At 55.0% G+C, this 16551-nt stretch carries 10 protein-coding genes; 8 read left to right on the top strand and 2 right to left on the bottom strand.

The genetic code is table 11. The annotated features are described in order from the left end of the window. Positions 1 to 93: 93 nt before the first annotated feature. The 3 genes from FIV00_RS22690 to FIV00_RS22680 all read left to right on the top strand — a co-directional run bounded on the left by FIV00_RS22690 (position 94) and on the right by FIV00_RS22680 (position 4849). Complete coding sequence (locus FIV00_RS22690; protein WP_152502888.1) at positions 94 to 2415, top strand: methyl-accepting chemotaxis protein; 2322 nt, start codon at positions 94 to 96, stop codon at positions 2413 to 2415. A 90-nt stretch (positions 2416 to 2505) separates the two neighbouring features. Beyond that, a complete protein-coding gene (locus tag FIV00_RS22685) occupies positions 2506 to 4161 on the top strand; it encodes a cisplatin damage response ATP-dependent DNA ligase (protein WP_152502887.1) in 1656 nt (551 codons plus the stop codon). A gap of 148 nt (positions 4162 to 4309) precedes the next feature. Then, positions 4310 to 4849, top strand: coding sequence for a hypothetical protein (locus FIV00_RS22680; protein WP_152502886.1), 540 nt, complete (start codon positions 4310 to 4312; stop codon positions 4847 to 4849). A gap of 44 nt (positions 4850 to 4893) precedes the next feature. Here FIV00_RS22680 and FIV00_RS22675 read toward each other — a convergent pair whose 3' ends face one another. Continuing rightward, the gene (locus tag FIV00_RS22675; protein WP_152502885.1) at positions 4894 to 5763 is read right to left on the bottom strand and encodes a thioesterase family protein; all 870 of its coding nucleotides are present in this window, start codon (positions 5761 to 5763) and stop codon (positions 4894 to 4896) included. Between the two features lie 456 nt (positions 5764 to 6219). Between FIV00_RS22675 and FIV00_RS22670 the strand changes: the two genes are divergently transcribed. Next, complete coding sequence (locus FIV00_RS22670; RefSeq protein WP_152502884.1) at positions 6220 to 6906, top strand: response regulator transcription factor; 687 nt, start codon at positions 6220 to 6222, stop codon at positions 6904 to 6906. A gap of 209 nt (positions 6907 to 7115) precedes the next feature. Next, positions 7116 to 9608, top strand: coding sequence for a bifunctional diguanylate cyclase/phosphodiesterase (locus FIV00_RS22665; protein WP_152502883.1), 2493 nt, complete (start codon positions 7116 to 7118; stop codon positions 9606 to 9608). A gap of 29 nt (positions 9609 to 9637) precedes the next feature. Here FIV00_RS22665 and FIV00_RS22660 read toward each other — a convergent pair whose 3' ends face one another. Then, positions 9638 to 13159 (bottom strand): PAS domain-containing hybrid sensor histidine kinase/response regulator, encoded by a 3522-nt coding sequence (locus tag FIV00_RS22660; RefSeq protein ID WP_152502882.1) that lies wholly within the window; start codon positions 13157 to 13159, stop codon positions 9638 to 9640. 275 nt (positions 13160 to 13434) lie between these two features. Between FIV00_RS22660 and FIV00_RS22655 the strand changes: the two genes are divergently transcribed. The 3 genes from FIV00_RS22655 (at position 13435) to FIV00_RS22645 (ending at position 16487) form a co-directional block, all read left to right on the top strand. Next, positions 13435 to 14607, top strand: coding sequence for a pyridoxal phosphate-dependent aminotransferase (locus FIV00_RS22655; protein WP_152502881.1), 1173 nt, complete (start codon positions 13435 to 13437; stop codon positions 14605 to 14607). 61 nt (positions 14608 to 14668) lie between these two features. Further along, positions 14669 to 15862, top strand: a complete 1194-nt coding sequence (locus tag FIV00_RS22650) for a PAS domain S-box protein (protein ID WP_335343006.1) — start codon at positions 14669 to 14671, stop codon at positions 15860 to 15862. Between the two features lie 19 nt (positions 15863 to 15881). Further along, positions 15882 to 16487 carry a response regulator transcription factor gene (locus tag FIV00_RS22645; protein ID WP_152502880.1) on the top strand — a complete coding sequence of 202 codons (606 nt, stop codon included), beginning with the start codon at positions 15882 to 15884 and terminating at the stop codon, positions 16485 to 16487. Positions 16488 to 16551 lie beyond the last annotated feature (64 nt).

Below are 16551 nucleotides of genomic sequence, written 5' to 3'. Positions count from 1 at the left end.
TACAATTTCAGGTTTCTCAGCTTCTGGTTATATCAAAAATTAACCAGAACAAGCGCAGATTTACGCCGGGATTGCTGGATTTGGGGAATTGCGATGTTGAAATCGATTCGCGTTCAAATTGCGTTGTTAGCTATCGTTCCGTTGCTGGCCTATATGTTTGCCAGTTTTCTAGCGCTGCAGGAAGCGGGGCTGGAACGCACAACGGCTTCCGAGATCTTGCCAATTGCCAAGGTCGCAGAAAAATCAGAAGAAGTTTTGCACCAATTGCAGAAGGAGCGAGGGTTAACTGCAGGCCTTCTTGCTTCCGGGTATGGGGCCAAAGAAAGTGATCTCCTTTCAGCGCAGCGATCTGCAACCGACACTGCATTGAGCGACCTTCGCAGCATGGTCGCCGGGTTTGATATTACCCGCGAAAAATTGCAGAGCGAAGTTAAGCACATCGTTGCAGGGTTGGATGAAATCAGCGCTCATCGTGCCGGAATAGACGGGAAATCCGTCACCGGTGGTGACAATCTCAAGTTTTATTCCACCAAGGTTCGGGATCTCATCACCATCGTCCAGGAAGCGCAGCACGCAAGTGCCGACGCTGAATACGCGAGCCTGATGACGCCTTTCCTGTTGCTGACCGAAGCGACTGAAGCTGGTGGATTGGAGCGAGCGATCGGCGGTCAGTTGTTCACGACAGTTGCCAAGACCGGCGAAGTACCAGCTGACAGATATTTGGCCTATTTCGAACGCCTGTCGATCGAAACCGCTTTCCTCGAAAACTTCAAGCGTATTGCGACGCCCGAAGAACTGGAGGCATACAACAGCAATGTATCCGGACCTGTTGTCGCCCAGGTTGACGCCTGGCGTGAGATCCTGCGCTCGCTGCCTGACACAAAGAATGGCCAGAACATCGATGGTCTGGTTTGGTTCGGGAAGGCGACCGAGCGATTGAACCTGATCAGAGAGACGGCACTTGGGATGCTGTTTGCTGCAGAAGACCGCGCTGCGGAGATGGCCAACGATGCTTCGTCTCACTTCATGTACGTGCTTGCTGAAACCGTCATTGTCGTTTTGATCACACTGGCAATCTGTGTCTGGCAATTGCGCAATGTCGACAAGCTTCTGGCGCAGCTGACCCAAAATCTTGTTCGAGTTGCCAAAGGTGACACGGAGTTTGCGATGCCTTTCACCGACCGCAAGGACGCCGTGGGCGATCTTGCCAGAGCAGGCAGTGTTTTCCAAGAAAATGCCCGCGTCCGCACCTCACTTGAAACGGAAGCGGTGAAGGAACGTGATCGCGAGCGGATGCGGCAGAACCACATTGAGGACCTGATCAACAAGTTCCATGCATTGATGGAAAGCGTTACAGCGGATGTGAACGCAAAGACCGGAGAAATGACCGAGATAGCCTCGAAAGTCCGCGATATTTCACAGGATGCTTCGGGAGCTGCAACGCAGGCAAAGGAGGCCTCGACATCCTCCTCGAACAACGTGCAAACCGTGGCCGCGGCCGCAGAGGAAATGTCGGCCGCCATTCAGGAGATCATGAACCAGGCGGATCGAGCAAACACTGTCATTGGCGAGGCGACCGACGTCGCGCAGCGAACCGACACGAATGTTTCAAGCCTTGCGGACGCGGTTGATAAGATTGGAACGGTTGTTGAAATGATCCGGGCCATTGCCGAACAGACCAATCTTCTGGCACTGAATGCAACCATTGAGGCAGCCCGTGCTGGCGAGGCGGGCAAAGGATTTGCGGTAGTCGCTGCGGAAGTGAAGGAGCTTTCAACGCAGACTGCACAAGCAACCGAAGAAATTTCCAACCAGATTTCGTCTGTTCAGGGCCTCACAAATGAAGCAGTTGAATCAATCCGGCGGATTTCCGGCTCCATTGAAATGATCAATGACGTGACTGGGGCAATCACCACCGCAGTTGGGGAGCAAAGTGTTGCGACCCAGGAAATTTCACAAAGCATTACTATGGCGGCGACAGAGACCAGCAACGCCGTGAAAAGCGCTGAGACGGTGGATGACGCAATCCACGTCACTGCCGGTGAAGCGGAAGCCGTCGACCGTATTGCCGGAGAGGTTAAACGTGTTGCAGCCGAGATGGCGCAGGGTATCGAAGGCTTCCTGCAGGAAATGGCCCATGATGTCGAGGAGCGTCGCCGTGCGAACCGAAAACAGGAATCCGGTCAAGAAGTTACTCTGATCACGGAAGATGGACAGCAATACACCACCAGGCTGATGAACAGCTCGGAAGGTGGTATTGGTGTCATGACTTTCGATGGCGCTCATGTCGGCATGCAGGTGATTTTCGAAGAACCCTCAGGTGACCGCTTTCCAATGGCTGTCAAATGGGTCCGGGACGATGTTGCCGGTCTGCAGTTTCTCAAGGCAGAAGGCATGAAGGCGGCAGCAGCCTGACACTCTGACAAACTTGACGCTGAAGCGGATTGAAACACTTAACCGGGAAAGACTTGCAACACACAAGCTTTCCCGGTTGGTATTGGCACTATGCGTTCCTTTTCGAAACTGCTCGACAGGCTGTCGCTTGAGCCCAGACGTCTCGCAAAAGAGGCTTTGCTGGTCAGATATTTCCAGGAGACTGCAGACCCGGATCGCGGTTATGCCCTCGCGGCCTTGACCGGTGGACTGACCTTCAAGAACGCCAAACCGGCCCTCCTGCGTGCGTTGGTGAGCGAGCGCACAGACCCGGTACTCTTTGCACTTTCCTACGATTTCGTTGGAGACCTGTCGGAAACCATTGCGCTTATGTGGCCTGCGCATGCGAATTCGCAGGCAGATAGTGAAGAGGCTGCTGCGCCTGACCTTGCTGATATCGTCGACCAACTTGAACACGCCGGCAAAACGGACGTTCCGCGCCTTTTGATCAACTGGCTGGATACGCTGGACGAAACCGGTCGATGGGCCTTGCTGAAACTCGTCACGGGTGGTTTGCGCGTCGGTGTGTCGGCGCGCCTTGCAAAGTCATCGGTTGCAAAACTTGGTTCGTTGAATGTCTCGCAGGTCGAAGAAGTCTGGCATGGATTGTCACCTCCTTACGAGGCGCTTTTTGCCTGGGCGGAAGGCAAGACCGAACAGCCTGATATTGATGATCCTGCGCCGTTCCGGCCTGTTATGCTCGCGCATCCACTTGACGAGGCCAAAGACCTTGAGCTGCTGGCAGCAGAAGACTTTGCCGTTGAATGGAAATGGGATGGAATCCGGGTCCAGGCGGCGTCGGGTAAGAACCGTGAAGGCGAACCGGTGAAACGCCTGTTCAGCAGAACCGGAGAAGACATTTCAAAGGCATTCCCTGACATCATGGATGTCCTTTCCTTTGACGCCTGCATCGATGGAGAACTTCTGATCGTTTCACAGGACAAGGTACGCCCGTTCTCGGATTTGCAAAAACGCCTCAACCGAAAGACCGCCGGCCCTAAGTTGATGCGGGACTATCCTGCAGCTATTCGCGCATACGATCTGCTTTACCTGGAGGGCGAAGATCTCCGCAGTTTGTCGTTTCGCGAGCGGCGCAAGAAACTCGAGGCCTTCGTTGCTGCATTGTCAGAGCCACGGATCGACATCTCCGACATGGTTCCGGCATTGTCCTGGACGGAGATAGCAGCAGCCAGGGCAGAACCAGGGCACTTGCTAAAGGACGGCAACGCGGAAGCCGTTGAAGGTGTGATGCTCAAAGGCTGGGAGACGCCTTATGTAACCGGACGGCCGAAGGGCCTCTGGTTCAAATGGAAGCGGGAACCGAAACTGGTCGACGCCGTGCTTATGTATGCGCAACGTGGTCATGGCAAACGGTCTTCATTTTATTCTGACTACACATTTGGTGTTTGGCGTGAAGGAGATGAGGGCCCGGAACTCGTTCCTGTCGGAAAGGCCTATTTTGGGTTTACCGACGAGGAGTTGCGTGAAATCGACCGATTTGTCCGCAACAATACAATCAATCGCTTTGGTCCTGTTCGCGAAGTCAGTCACGACCTGGAAAAGGGATTGGTTCTGGAAGTTGCTTTTGAGGGGTTGAACCGCTCTACGCGACACAAGTCAGGCATTGCCATGCGATTTCCGAGAATTTCGAGACTGAGATGGGATAAACCCCCTTCGGAAGCAGACCGTATCGAAACCCTTAAGGCGCTGTTGCCGGTGGAGGGGTAACACCCAGGTCTCCGTGGGGTGCAGACGGCCTGGGACGGATGAAGGTCTTGAAAAATCGGCAATTGGCCGTGCTTTGGACACGGAAATGTGGCACCAGTTGAGTGCGCGTGTGTCCGAAGACGCCGTGTTCTGTAACTGGAGACGCATAATGTCAAACCGCAACAGGTGGTTTCTTTCTCTTTTGAGCGGCGCTGTAGCCGCAACGATTTTCGCCACTTCAGCTGGAGCCGAGAGCCAGGTCTCTGCGGAAGACATCGAAGCGGTTACAGATGGTGCAGCCAATCGCTATTCGCTTGTCGCAGTTGACGACGATATTTTGAGGGTCGACCGGCAAAACGGGACCGTGTCTGTCTGCAAGGAACAGAATGCCTCCTGGCGGTGCAATCCGGTGCCTCTCGCGGAAGATGCATATCTTGCAGAGATCAATGATCTTGCTGAAGAAGTTGATCGTCTGACGGCGCGTCTGCAAGAGTTGGAAGACGGCGCAAGTGGTGGCGCAACAGTGCCGCCAGCAAAATCGCCTGAAAAGGCAGACCCGGAGACCGGTTCTGAAAACGAGACCTCGCGCCTGAATGAAAAGGACGAGGAAGAGCTAGAGCGCATGATGACATTCACCGAAAGCGCGATGCGCAGGTTTTTCGGCATGGTGCGTGAGCTGCAGCGCGATTTGGAAGGTGAAGGAAACTAGACTTCCTTCACCTCAGTTTTCGAGACTTTCCTGCGTTGCCGGCGTCAGTCGATCAGCATCTTGTTGATCGTCTGATGTGCCTCTTGCGGCAAGGCAACTGCTTTGCGTGCCTCAAGATCCATTGTGAGCGCAACAACGTCAAGCGTGGCCGCCAGGCGGCCGGTGCGGCTTTCGAACAGGTGGTGGCGCATCGAAAACGTTTTCGGACCCACACCGGTAAATCCCGTCGCCACGATCACCGTGTCACCCGTTTTTAAAGGCGTTGCCCAGGTCAGTTTCATTTCCACCGCAACACGACCAAAACCGTTTTCGGAAAGATATGAGTGTGTCATCGGCGTGCGTTGCCAGACATGAGGAACGCCATCGGTACAGCACGACAGCGCGAACTGGTCATCCGCCTTGTTATCAATGCCGATATCACGCGGCAGGACGGTGCCGCGATAGCAAATCTGAGCACCCTTTGACTGCACTCCCGGCAACGTCGCTCGAAGGCCGGCAGGACCGGCCGAGAGGCCTCTTGGTGAAGCCTCGGAAATCATCGGCGTCTGAAAATCCGAAAATCTCTGGCGGAGGTTTTTGGCTGAACTTGCATTCGGCTCATAGCCATCCAGAGCCGTGGCTGCCAACATTCCGGTGCCGCCATCCCGCAACTCGTGAATGACGGTCAACATGTGCGGACCGTCAAACGCAACACTCGACTGAACGGTGATGAGATCGCCGGTACGCAACTCCTTATGAAACCTGACGTGCCGGACCCTTCTTGCGCCGACAAGGGTTTCGCTCAGACCCGAAATGAGTCGAAACTGACGATCCGCTTCTTCGAACCGGCTGAAATAGAACTGTACGTTAAGGTGGTCGTTTTCATCGCATTCCCAGCGATTGACAAACGAAAATAGCGTTGCCTGAATTGTCATTATTTAAAGTCGTATGCCCAGTGATTTTGATTATGTGTGCAATCGCTTGCAAGTTCATTTGTTGCTGTCTTTGCGTAAATTATCAACAGCAAATGTAGTCTGTGGAAAAAATACACTCTAAGGTGAATGGATACTGCTACTATTCGTAAATTCACTTCGCATGCGCGAAATAAACTCTGGGTTGTTGCGGTGACTGTGCTACATGACGGAATTTATACTTAGGTTATTCAGCGTAAGGTTAGGTCTTTATTCCATGCCTTGGTGCATCTGCGAATATTACGGGTTCGCCAAAAGCATGGTTTGACTTGCGAGTTCTCCTTGTTGCAAACATACTGAACTAAAGGCCGCAAGAAAGAGTGTCACGCTCGATAACCAAATGGTCTAAGGCACAGGGAGGTTCCAATTCGTTGGACGGGGGACTGTGCTGCGGAAGGACCGTTGAGGGAGGAAAACAACGTGTCGGCGACAACGTACAAGTTTATCATCGCAGACGATCATCCCTTGTTTCGTGGCGCCTTGCGTCAGACGCTGGAAACACAGTTTCCAAATGCATCGATAGAAGAGGCCGGTGCGCTTGAAGACGTTACAACGCGCCTGGAACAGGATGGGGATGCGGATCTGATACTTCTGGATCTGACCATGCCTGGCATGCGGGGTTTCTCCGGGCTCATGTATTTGCGGGCACAGTTTTCCGGAGTGCCTGTCGTTGTTGTTTCTGCCAATGAGGACCCGCAGGCAATCCGGCGGGCGATTGAATTCGGTGCATCGGGGTTCATCCCGAAGTCGCACGGCATCGAAGTCATCCGGCAGGCGATTTCCGAAGTTATGACCGGAAATGTCTGGACACCGCCGGATGTTGATTTGTCAGCGGATGACGGCGGCAGCGATCTCGTGCAGCGTCTGTCCACACTCACACCGCAGCAGGTGCGGGTTCTGATGATGCTTTCAGAAGGTCTTTTGAACAAGCAGATCGCCTACGAGCTGTCGGTATCAGAGGCAACTGTGAAGGCCCACGTTTCGGCAATCCTGCAAAAACTCGGCGTTGAAAGCCGCACCCAGGCAGTGATTGAAGCGTCGAAGATTGAAGCGGGGCAGTGGCAGCTTGGCGGCGAAGAAGAAACGGAAGCCGCAGAGGCGCGCTAACGCCGTGGACGCTTTGGCTTAAAGACCAGAATTGTTGCCGGTGTCAGTCGGCGCAAGTGCGGCTCAGCTTACGCACGGTTTCTCAAGTATTTCGAATTTTCCATCGATTCTATTCGGGTGTCTTTACCGGACCTTCAGGGTATTCCCCTATAGCTCGTTCGGCGGGGAGATTCCGCGCTCAAGTATCGAGTAGCAATCGCGGAGACAAGATGCGCTTTGGCGCCCACTGGAAACTGGTCTTGCTGACGATCGGCAGGGCATTCCTTTCGACTGGCAGGACAGTCCAGGGAGAGCTTAAAGATCGCACGGTCACACCGACCGGGCAGCAGGATTCAAATCAGATCAGGGCCTTTCTTCTGTCCTTCGGATATCCTGTCGTTGAGGAGGACGTTGCACGCAAGGTTCGTGCAGCCCAGATCGCCAGCATTGCCCGCCTGACACCGTTCACGGTATTGGCGAATTTGATCAATGCAATTGTCATTGTCCCTGTTTTCCTTGGCATTCTGCCAAGCGTAGTTGTCTTTGGATGGCTGGCGGCCGTGGTTGGTCTTTTGACGCTCACAACGAGTAAATGGATCAGTGCAAGCCGGTCTCCTATCGAATCTGCTTCCCGGCGTGCACTTGATAAAGCGGTTTCCCACGCGACAATCTTCAGTGCTTTGTGGGCGGTCGTACCAATCGCTGCATTTTCGACCGGCGATGCGAACGCTATCTGGATCGCGTCTTGCGTGACCACGGGCATGATCTGTGGTGGCGGCTTTGCGCTTGCAACAGTTCCTCAGGCCGCCATCCGATGGGTGGCCATTATTTTCATTGCCTCGGCCGTATCGCTTTCCATCGATCCGAGTGCATCCACGTGGCCGTTATTGTTTCTGCTTTCAAGTTATGGGGTTGTGATCGTTTGCAGCGTTGCGTCCGCAGGGTGGTTGTTCGCATCGCATTTCCTTGCCGAGGCCGAACTTGAACACCGCGGGGAGTTGATCGCACTACTTCTGAATGAGTTTGAAGAAAAGGCCAGCGACTGGATCTGGGAGGCCGACAGTCAGGGCACGCTGCGCAATATCTCTGAGCGTTTTGTGCACGCCAGTGGCAGAACACAGGACGAACTTGAAACATTGCGCATGGTGGATCTCGCCTATTCACTCGACGAAACCGAAGCACGCGATGTCGTGGGCGAGTTGGAAGAGGCGCTGGAGCTGCAAAAAACATTCCGCGACCGGGTTATCGGAGTGGACGTAAAGGGCGAAGAGCGCTGGTGGTCCCTGTCTGCCCGTCCGGTTTATGACGATCATGGGTCTTTTGCCGGATATCGCGGTGTGGCGTCGGATATCACTGAAACACGGCGTGCTAACGCACTTGTCTCACACCTTGCCGAACACGATTCCCTGACAGGGATAGGCAACAGGAGCTGGTTCCTGAAGCAGGCCGAGCAGTTGCTTGAAGAACAGGCTAAGACCGGGCGAACGACCTTGACGCTGTTCCTCATCGATCTGGACAACTTCAAGGTTGTGAACGACACAAGCGGGCACCCGGCAGGAGATGAATTGCTGCAACAGGTCGCGAGCCGCTTCTCGGCAATCAGTGAAGGCAGAACGGTTCTTGCAAGATTTGGTGGTGATGAGTTTGCCGCCCTTGGACAGTTCGTAAGCGATCAGGCGGCAAGTGCTTTCGCCGAAGAACTGGTGAATGTGACCCGCAAACCGTTCCGAATTGGCCGCAGAGATTTTGCGATTGGCGCAACGGTTGGGTTCACGCGCCTTCGCGATGACGCCGATACCGTTGATGACCTGATGCGGAAGGCAGATATTGCGCTTTACAAGGCCAAGGAAAGCGGACGCGGCAGAGCACTTGCATTCGAAGCCGACATGGAGCGGGAAGTCCGTGAGCGCCGCGAAATGGAAGCCGATCTGCGCGAGGCTTTTGAATACGGCAAACTGGCAACCGAGTTCCAACCGATTGTGGATGCGCGCACCGGCAAGGTCGTATCCAGTGAGGTGCTTGTTCGCTGGTACCATCCGACACGCGGTGAAATTGGCCCAGACACGTTCATCCCGATCGCCGAGCACGCAGGCCTGATATTGCCTCTGGGGAATTGGGTTCTCAAACGCGCTTGCGCAGCGGCTGCCCAGTGTCCTGAGTTGAACAGCATCGCCGTCAACCTGTCGCCGGTTCAGTTCATGGATCCCAATCTCGTCGAGCAGGTTACTGCCGTGCTGGCTGAAACTGGATTTCCGCCTGAGCGGTTGGTTCTAGAAATTACAGAATCTGTCTTTCTGAAGGACTTCGGTACGGCGTCGACCAAACTTGCCAAATTGCGCGAACTCGGCATTCGTATTGCGCTTGACGATTTCGGAACGGGCTATTCGTCGCTTTCTTATCTGCGGCAATACAAGTTCGACAAGATCAAGATCGACAAATCCTTCGTGGACGAAATCGGTGAGCGCAGCGACGGGCTTGCCATCATTTCGGCTGTGATTGCGCTTGCCCACAATCTAGGACTTGAAGTGACCGCGGAAGGGGTGGAGCGCAAGTTTCAGGTCGACGCTTTGCGTACCCTTGGATGCGACACAATGCAGGGCTACTATTTCGGCAAGCCGAACGCGAATCCAATGAAGATCACCGATGTAGCGACGGAAGACTGGGATCAGCCTGTTTCTGAAGAGACTTCACCGGTGGCCGGGCTTTTGAAACCGGCGGGTTGATCAGGCTCCAGACTACAAAGCCTCGCAATTTATTCCGCTGCCTGACCTGCCTGACAACGTGCCAGATGCGCCCTGAGCGCAGCCGGCTTGACCGGTTTGTTGAAGAAGCTGATGTCTTTTTCGCCAGCTTCGGTTCTGACGGCCCGGCTTCTGTCGGCTGTGATCAGGATCGCAGGGATCTGGTTCCCGAATTTCCATCTCAACCTGACAATGGCTTCGATGCCCGTACCATTGTCCAGATGGTAGTCGGCAAGGATCACATCCGGTGTCAAACCGGCTTCATTCAGTTTGGCCGCTGCTTCTGTATCGTCTGCGGCAGTGAACACTCTGCAATTCCAGCTGGAGAGTAGGTGCTGCATTCCGCTGAGGATATCGGGTTCGTTGTCGATCGCCACCACGCAAAGTCCGTCCAGCTGGCCCAAAGATGCAGGCAATTGCTGAACTGGTGTGAGGTCCGGCAACGCTGCGGACCGCGGCAGTTCGACCGAAAAACAGGAGCCCTTGTAGGCTTCTGAACGCAATTCCACGGGATGTTTCAGTACATGTGAAATACGTTCAACGATTGAAAGTCCGAGCCCGAGCCCCTTGGCCACGCGCATTCCGTCATCCAGTCGATGGAATTCCTGAAAAATCGCCTTTTGCTTGCTTTTGGGAATGCCCATGCCGGTGTCGTGAATTTCAACCAAAATGTGCTTGCCGCGCCTGCGGCAGCCAACAAGCACCCGGCCTTTTTGCGTATATTTCAGCGCGTTTGAAACGAGGTTCTGCAGCAGGCGACGCAACAGACGGCGATCGGTCCGAACCGAGAGCGAGGTTGGAACAATCCTCAGCTCCAGCCCTTTCTCCTCGGCAACGGGCTGAAAATCCAGGGCAAGTCCGCGCAATATTTCATCCAGTCGAAAGACGGTTGGCTCCGGCTTCAAGGCCCCGGTATCCAACCGCGAAATATCGAGCACCGCGCCAATGATATCTTCAACAGATTCCAGCGCTGTTTCGACATTGCGGACAAGCGAACCGTCTTCACCGTCCTTGAGTTTGTCCACGAGGACCGAGGCATAAAGACGGGCGGCATTCAGCGGCTGCAGGATGTCGTGGCCTGCTGCTGCAAGAAATCTCGTCTTGCCGATATTGGCTTCTTCTGCGGCGTGCGTGGCCTCAACGAGGCGTTCATTGACCGAGGTCAGCTCTTCGGTGCGTTCGCGCACGCGGCGTTCCAGGGTTTCGTTGGCACGTGCCAGGGCGTCCTCGGCCATCACACGTTCGGTGATATCGGTATAGGTTGTCACGATGCCGCCATCGGGCATGGGGCTGATGCGCACTTCGAACACGGTGCCGTTGGACGCCAGACGCTCCTGAAAAGTCTCTTGGACGAGCACGAGTTTTTCTAGCCTGTCGGCCACGATTGCCTCAACCGGGCCGGGTCCATGTTCACCGCGCTCCGCGTTGAAACGCAGGATCGCGTCCAGCGTTGTGCCGACTTGGCCGTATTCCGCAGGAAGACCAAGCATGTCGCGGAACTGGCGGTTCCAACAGATCAACCTCAGATCCCGGTCGAACACGCCGATGCCCTGCCGAACCTGGTCGAGCGCCGTTTGCAAAAGATCCCTGTTGTACTGGATCGCCATGGAGGCGTCGTCGAGAAGCTTGACTGCACCCTTCGTGGAAGGGTCGTGCCGCTTCAACATCAGCGTGAGCACTAGGCGGGAGGACGCTGCCCCAATCGCGCTCGCCAATAGCTGCTCTGAAAACCTGAGCAGGTTGGCATCGGCCAGCATGTTTGGGTCCAGTTCCTTGCCACGTTCGCTGGCGAACCGCTGGAATGAACGTTCGGTTCTCACATCTCCAAGATAGCGCGCAACTGTTGCCTGAAGGTCGCCCGCAGTTACTGATGTGCGCCAGTATCGCAAGTTGGGCGAGGGGGCGAGTTTTGCAGGGACGAAAACGTTTGCCTGTATTGTCTCTGCCGGAAGCGGCTTTCGAATGAACGACGCACCGACAAACAGGCAGATATTGACGAAAAGGCTCCAGAGTGTGCCGTGTATGAACGGATCGATCTCAATGCCGAGAAGCGCCTGGGGCTGCAACCATGCAATGCCGAAAGGGCCGGTTTCCAGGAACCCGTCGGAAAAGAGGCCGGACTTTGCGAAAGTCGGCAGCAAGAGCGTGTAGGCCCAGACAATGAAGCCGCCGCATAGACCGGCAATAGCTCCGAGCGAAGTTGCCCGGCGCCAGAACAGCGCACCGACAAAGGCCGGTGCGAATTGCGCAATGGCTGCAAAGGACAACAGGCCGATGGATACGAGCGCTGCCGTGTTGCCTGCCGCTTTGTAATAGGCATAGGCAAGCAGCAAGATGCCGAAGATCGCAAGCCGCCTTATGGTCAGGAGCCGCCTGCTCATGTCGCGGCCGTTTGCGTTGACAATGTCTTCTTCGCTGTGACGACGCAGCAGCAATGGCACCACAATATCGTTGGAAATCATAATGGAAAGCGCAACGGTGGCGACGATTACCATGGCGGTCGCCGCGGACAGACCGCCAATAAAGGCGAACATGGCCAGCCAGTACTGACCCGCATCGATCGGAAGCGCCAGAACATAGGTGTCCGGGTTGATGTCCTGTCCGAACCTGAGCATGCCAGCCGCGGCAATCGGAATAACGAACAGGTTGATCAGCACCAGATAGAGCGGGAACATCCAGGTGGCGCGGCGCAGCTCCTCGTCGGAATTGTTTTCCGTCACGGTGACATGAAACTGGCGTGGCAACAAAATGACGGCAAAGGCCGACAGGCAGGACATGACGAGCCAGTTGCCGATATTGATCGGCTGGTCGAATACCTGCGCGACTTCAGGAGCTTCCGAGATTGCGCGGACGAGGTCGAGCGGACCTTCGAACATGAAATAAGTCACCCAGATGCCGACCGCCAGAAAGGCGAGCAACTTGACCACCGCTTCAGCCGCAATGGCAAGCATCAGCCCTTCCTGGTGCTCGGTGGCATCTATGTGCCGGGTGCCGAACGCCCAACTGAAGATTGCCATGCCGAGCGCGATCATCAGGGTGATATCGTCAAAAATCGGCGCAAAAATAAAGCCGGGCGAGATCAGGGATCCGGCCATGGTGGTGATCGACAGAGACAGGGCTTTGAGCTGTAGAGCGATATAGGGAATGACCCCGATGACGGCGATCAGCGTGGCGAGTGCCGCAACCGACTGGCTCTTGCCGTATCGGGCTCCGATAAAGTCGGCAATAGAGGTGATGCTCTCTGTCTTGGAGATCTGGATGATCCGCTGCAGCAGCGGATAGCCAAGTGCGAAGACAAGCAGTGGACCGATATAGATTGTCAGGAATTCAATGCCGGTTCGGCTGGCATTGCCGACCGAGCCGAAAAATGTCCAGGAGGTGCAATAAACTGACAGCGACAAGGCATAGATGAACGGTCGGCCACCCGAACGCGACGAAAAACGCCGTGTCATCCGGTCGCCGTAACTTGCAATCGCGAACAGACACAGGATGTAGGCCGTTGCGGTTAAGATCACGAGCCATCCATGCAGCATGGTCTGGTTTTGTCCTCCCGTCCGGTTTGGCTTTCACGCCTTGTGTTTACTGCCCTGTCGTCTTTGCGCAGTGACATTCAGCTTCGCAATTTTGTGATCGGACCACAGCTAAGTGGTTCTGTCCATTCGCCTTGTGAACAACATCGGCATTCCTTGCCTTTCACACGGTTTGAATGCGCGATTGATCAGCATTCGTGAAGTCTTCTTCACATCCTTTCATAAAACAAATGGCGGTAAAGAAAGTAAGCTTGCGGCAAGGAAAGCAAGGAGCCAGCGTGACCAGCCTGATAGACCAACTGAGCCCGGAAGCCAGAAACGCGCCGGAAAGCGGAATTGTTGAAGTGTTCAATGCCGGCTGGGGCAGGGAAGATCTGATTCCCCTTTGGGCCGGGGAGGGAGACTTGCCAACGCCCGCATTCATATGCGACGCGGCAAAGGCTTCGCTGGACCGTGGCGAAACCTTCTACACCTACCAGCGCGGCATCCCGCAACTGCGCGAAGCGCTGGCGACCTATCATTCAGATCTCTACGGCCGACCGTTTACGCCGGAACGTTTTTTCGTGACCGGGTCCGGCATGCAATCCATCCAACTCGCGGTCCAGGCTGTTTCGGGCGCGGGCCAGGAGGTTATCGTTCCTTCGCCGACCTGGCCAAACATCACTGCGGCGGTGGAAATTCACGGCGCACATGCGGTTCGCGTCCCCATGCGACAATCCGATAGCGGCTGGCAGCTTCACCTGGATGACATCGAGGCCGCCATCACGCCAAGGACATCTGCACTCTTTTTGAATTCGCCATGCAATCCCACCGGGTGGGTGGCAGACCGTCAGCTTCTCGAGGACTTTGTAGCGCTTGCGAGAAAACATGATCTCTGGATCATTGCCGACGAGATTTACGCCTTGTTCTACTATGGAGACGGGCGCCGGGCTCCCTCGTTCTATGATGTGGCGGAGGAAGAGGACAGGATCCTGTTCGTCAACTCCATGTCCAAGAACTGGGCCATGACCGGATGGCGCATTGGCTGGATCTCGGCACCGCCAATCCTCGGCCAGGTGATCGAAAACCTTGTTCAGTACTCGACCTCTGGTGTGCCGTCTTATTCTCAGTGGGGTGCGGTCGCCGCTTTGAGCGAAGGGCATGACTTCCTGAAAGAGCAGGTGGCTAGAGCTGAAAGAGGTCGGCACTGTGTTGTTGAAGGATTGAGACAGATTGACCGGGTGAACATTCAGGCCCCGGAGGGTGCGTTCTATCTGTTCTTCTCCATCGACGGTGTTGAGGACACGCGCCAATTTGCCCTTGACCTCGTCCGCCAAACTGGCGTCGGTCTCGCGCCGGGCACCGCTTTTGGCGTTGGCGGTGAGAACCATCTTCGCCTGTGCTATGCCCGTCGCACAGACCATCTGGAAACGGCCATTGATCGAATTAATTCTTGGCTGACAGCGATTTAGATGCCGGATGGGTTGTTCGGATACGTAAAAGCCCTTAAACCTTAAATGGCGTGGAATCCATTTGAGTGTCGGTATGGGGCAGGACGGCGTTATAGAGCGGGAAGAGGAGAATGCAGCCGTATCGGAAGCACGTCTTGCAAGCGTGTTCGATACAGCCGCAGATGGCATCGTGGTCATCAACGAGCGCGGCCAGATCCTTGCTTTCAACAAGGCCTGCGAACAGTTGTTTGGCTACGAGGCTGCGGATCTGCTGGGCCGGGATGTCAGCCGCATCATGCCCCATCATTACGCGAGCCAGCACAAGCAATATATGCACAACTACATTTCCACCGGTGAGAAGAAGATCATCGGGATAGGCCGGGAAGTGCAGGCGCAACACAAGGACGGCACGGTTTTCCCAATCGAACTGTCAGTCGGGGAAGCCGGCACGCATTTTGGGCGCCAGTTCATTGGTATCTTGCGGGATCTGCGACCGCGCAAGGCCATGGAAGATCGCTTGTCCAAGACCCAGGCGCAACTGTTGCACATGACCCGGATCAGCGCTCTGGATGAGATGGGTGCAGCTATTGCTCATGAGCTCAATCAGCCTTTGACGGCTGTTCTGCTTTACCTGCAGTCCGTATCTCGCAAGGCCAATGCTGAAGACTCGCTGGATCCGCTTATTGTGGATGTAATCGGCAAAGCGGTCCGCGAAGCCGAACGTGCCAGCGAAATCATCCAGCGCATGCGCCAGCTGGTGGAAAAGAAAGCTCCTGAACGGCAAACCATCCAGGTTGAGGAGTTCATCAAGACCTGTGTGGAAATGGCAGAGCTCGGAAGTTCTGACGGATACGCTTATTTGCACACGAATGTTTCCACAGAACTGCCGATGCTTCAGGCAGACCCTGTTCAAATCCGACAGATTTTGATCAATCTTCTTCGCAATGCACGCGAAGCAGTGGTAGACGTGCCGCAGAAAAAAGTTTTCCTGTCCGTTTCCCGGATTGGCGACACCTTGGAGTTTAGGGTTACTGACAATGGCCCGGGTGTTCCTGAAGAGCTTGCAGGCAATCTGTTTCGAGCCTTTTCAGGTGCAAAACACAAGGGTGTCGGTCTGGGATTGGCAATCTCTCGGTCAATCGCGCAAAATCACGGCGGTGATTTGAGGCTGGAGAATAACAAGGATGGCGGAGCGTCATTCGTTTTGACATTGCCGGTCGAACCGAAAGACGAAGATACGGTTGAGCCATCCGGTTCTGCCACGACAGAAGATTAAGAGCGAGGAATACGTCCACATGAAAGCTGACGCGGAGGCCATTTACATCGTTGATGATGACCCTGCGGTGCGAGACGCGCTGTCTGTCCTTTTCAATATGGAAGGATATGTGGTCGAGACCTTTTCCGACGGAGACACATTTGTCGAATCGGCCAGCAAGGCGGTTCCGGCATGTGTCATGCTGGATGTGCATATGCCAGGCCGGTCGGGCATTGAGATTTTGAAGTCTCTCAATGCTGAAAATTACCCGGCACCGATATTCATCATCTCGGGTCAAGGCGACATTCCGATGGCGGTCGAAGCCATTCGGAACGGGGCTTTTGATTTTATCGAAAAACCCTTCTCTGCAGAAACGGTCTTGGAACGTGTGCGCGACGGGATCTCGCGTATGAAGCAGCAGGGCGATGTTGCAAGTCCAACGTTTCAGGGCGCTGAACTTCTGACACGGCGTGAACTTGAGGTGCTCAAGGAGATCACCGACGGTGCTTCGAACAAGGAAGCAGGACGAACGTTGGGCATCAGCCCGCGGACGGTTGAAGTGCACCGAGCGCGCATCATGGAGAAGCTCGGGGCGCGGAACGCGGCCGATCTGGTGCGCATAGTCCTTGGACATCCAACTGCGTAAAGCGGCTGTAACTTCGAATAAATCTGCCGGTTGCTCTCAAAGCTTTGATGCATGCTGGTATTTG

Source organism: Labrenzia sp. THAF82 (genome assembly GCF_009363435.1).
Taxonomy (GTDB): Bacteria; Pseudomonadota; Alphaproteobacteria; order Rhizobiales; family Stappiaceae; genus Roseibium; species Roseibium porphyridii.
The sequence above is the reverse complement of the archived record's forward strand: the minus strand, read 5'-3'. Positions and strand labels throughout refer to the sequence as shown.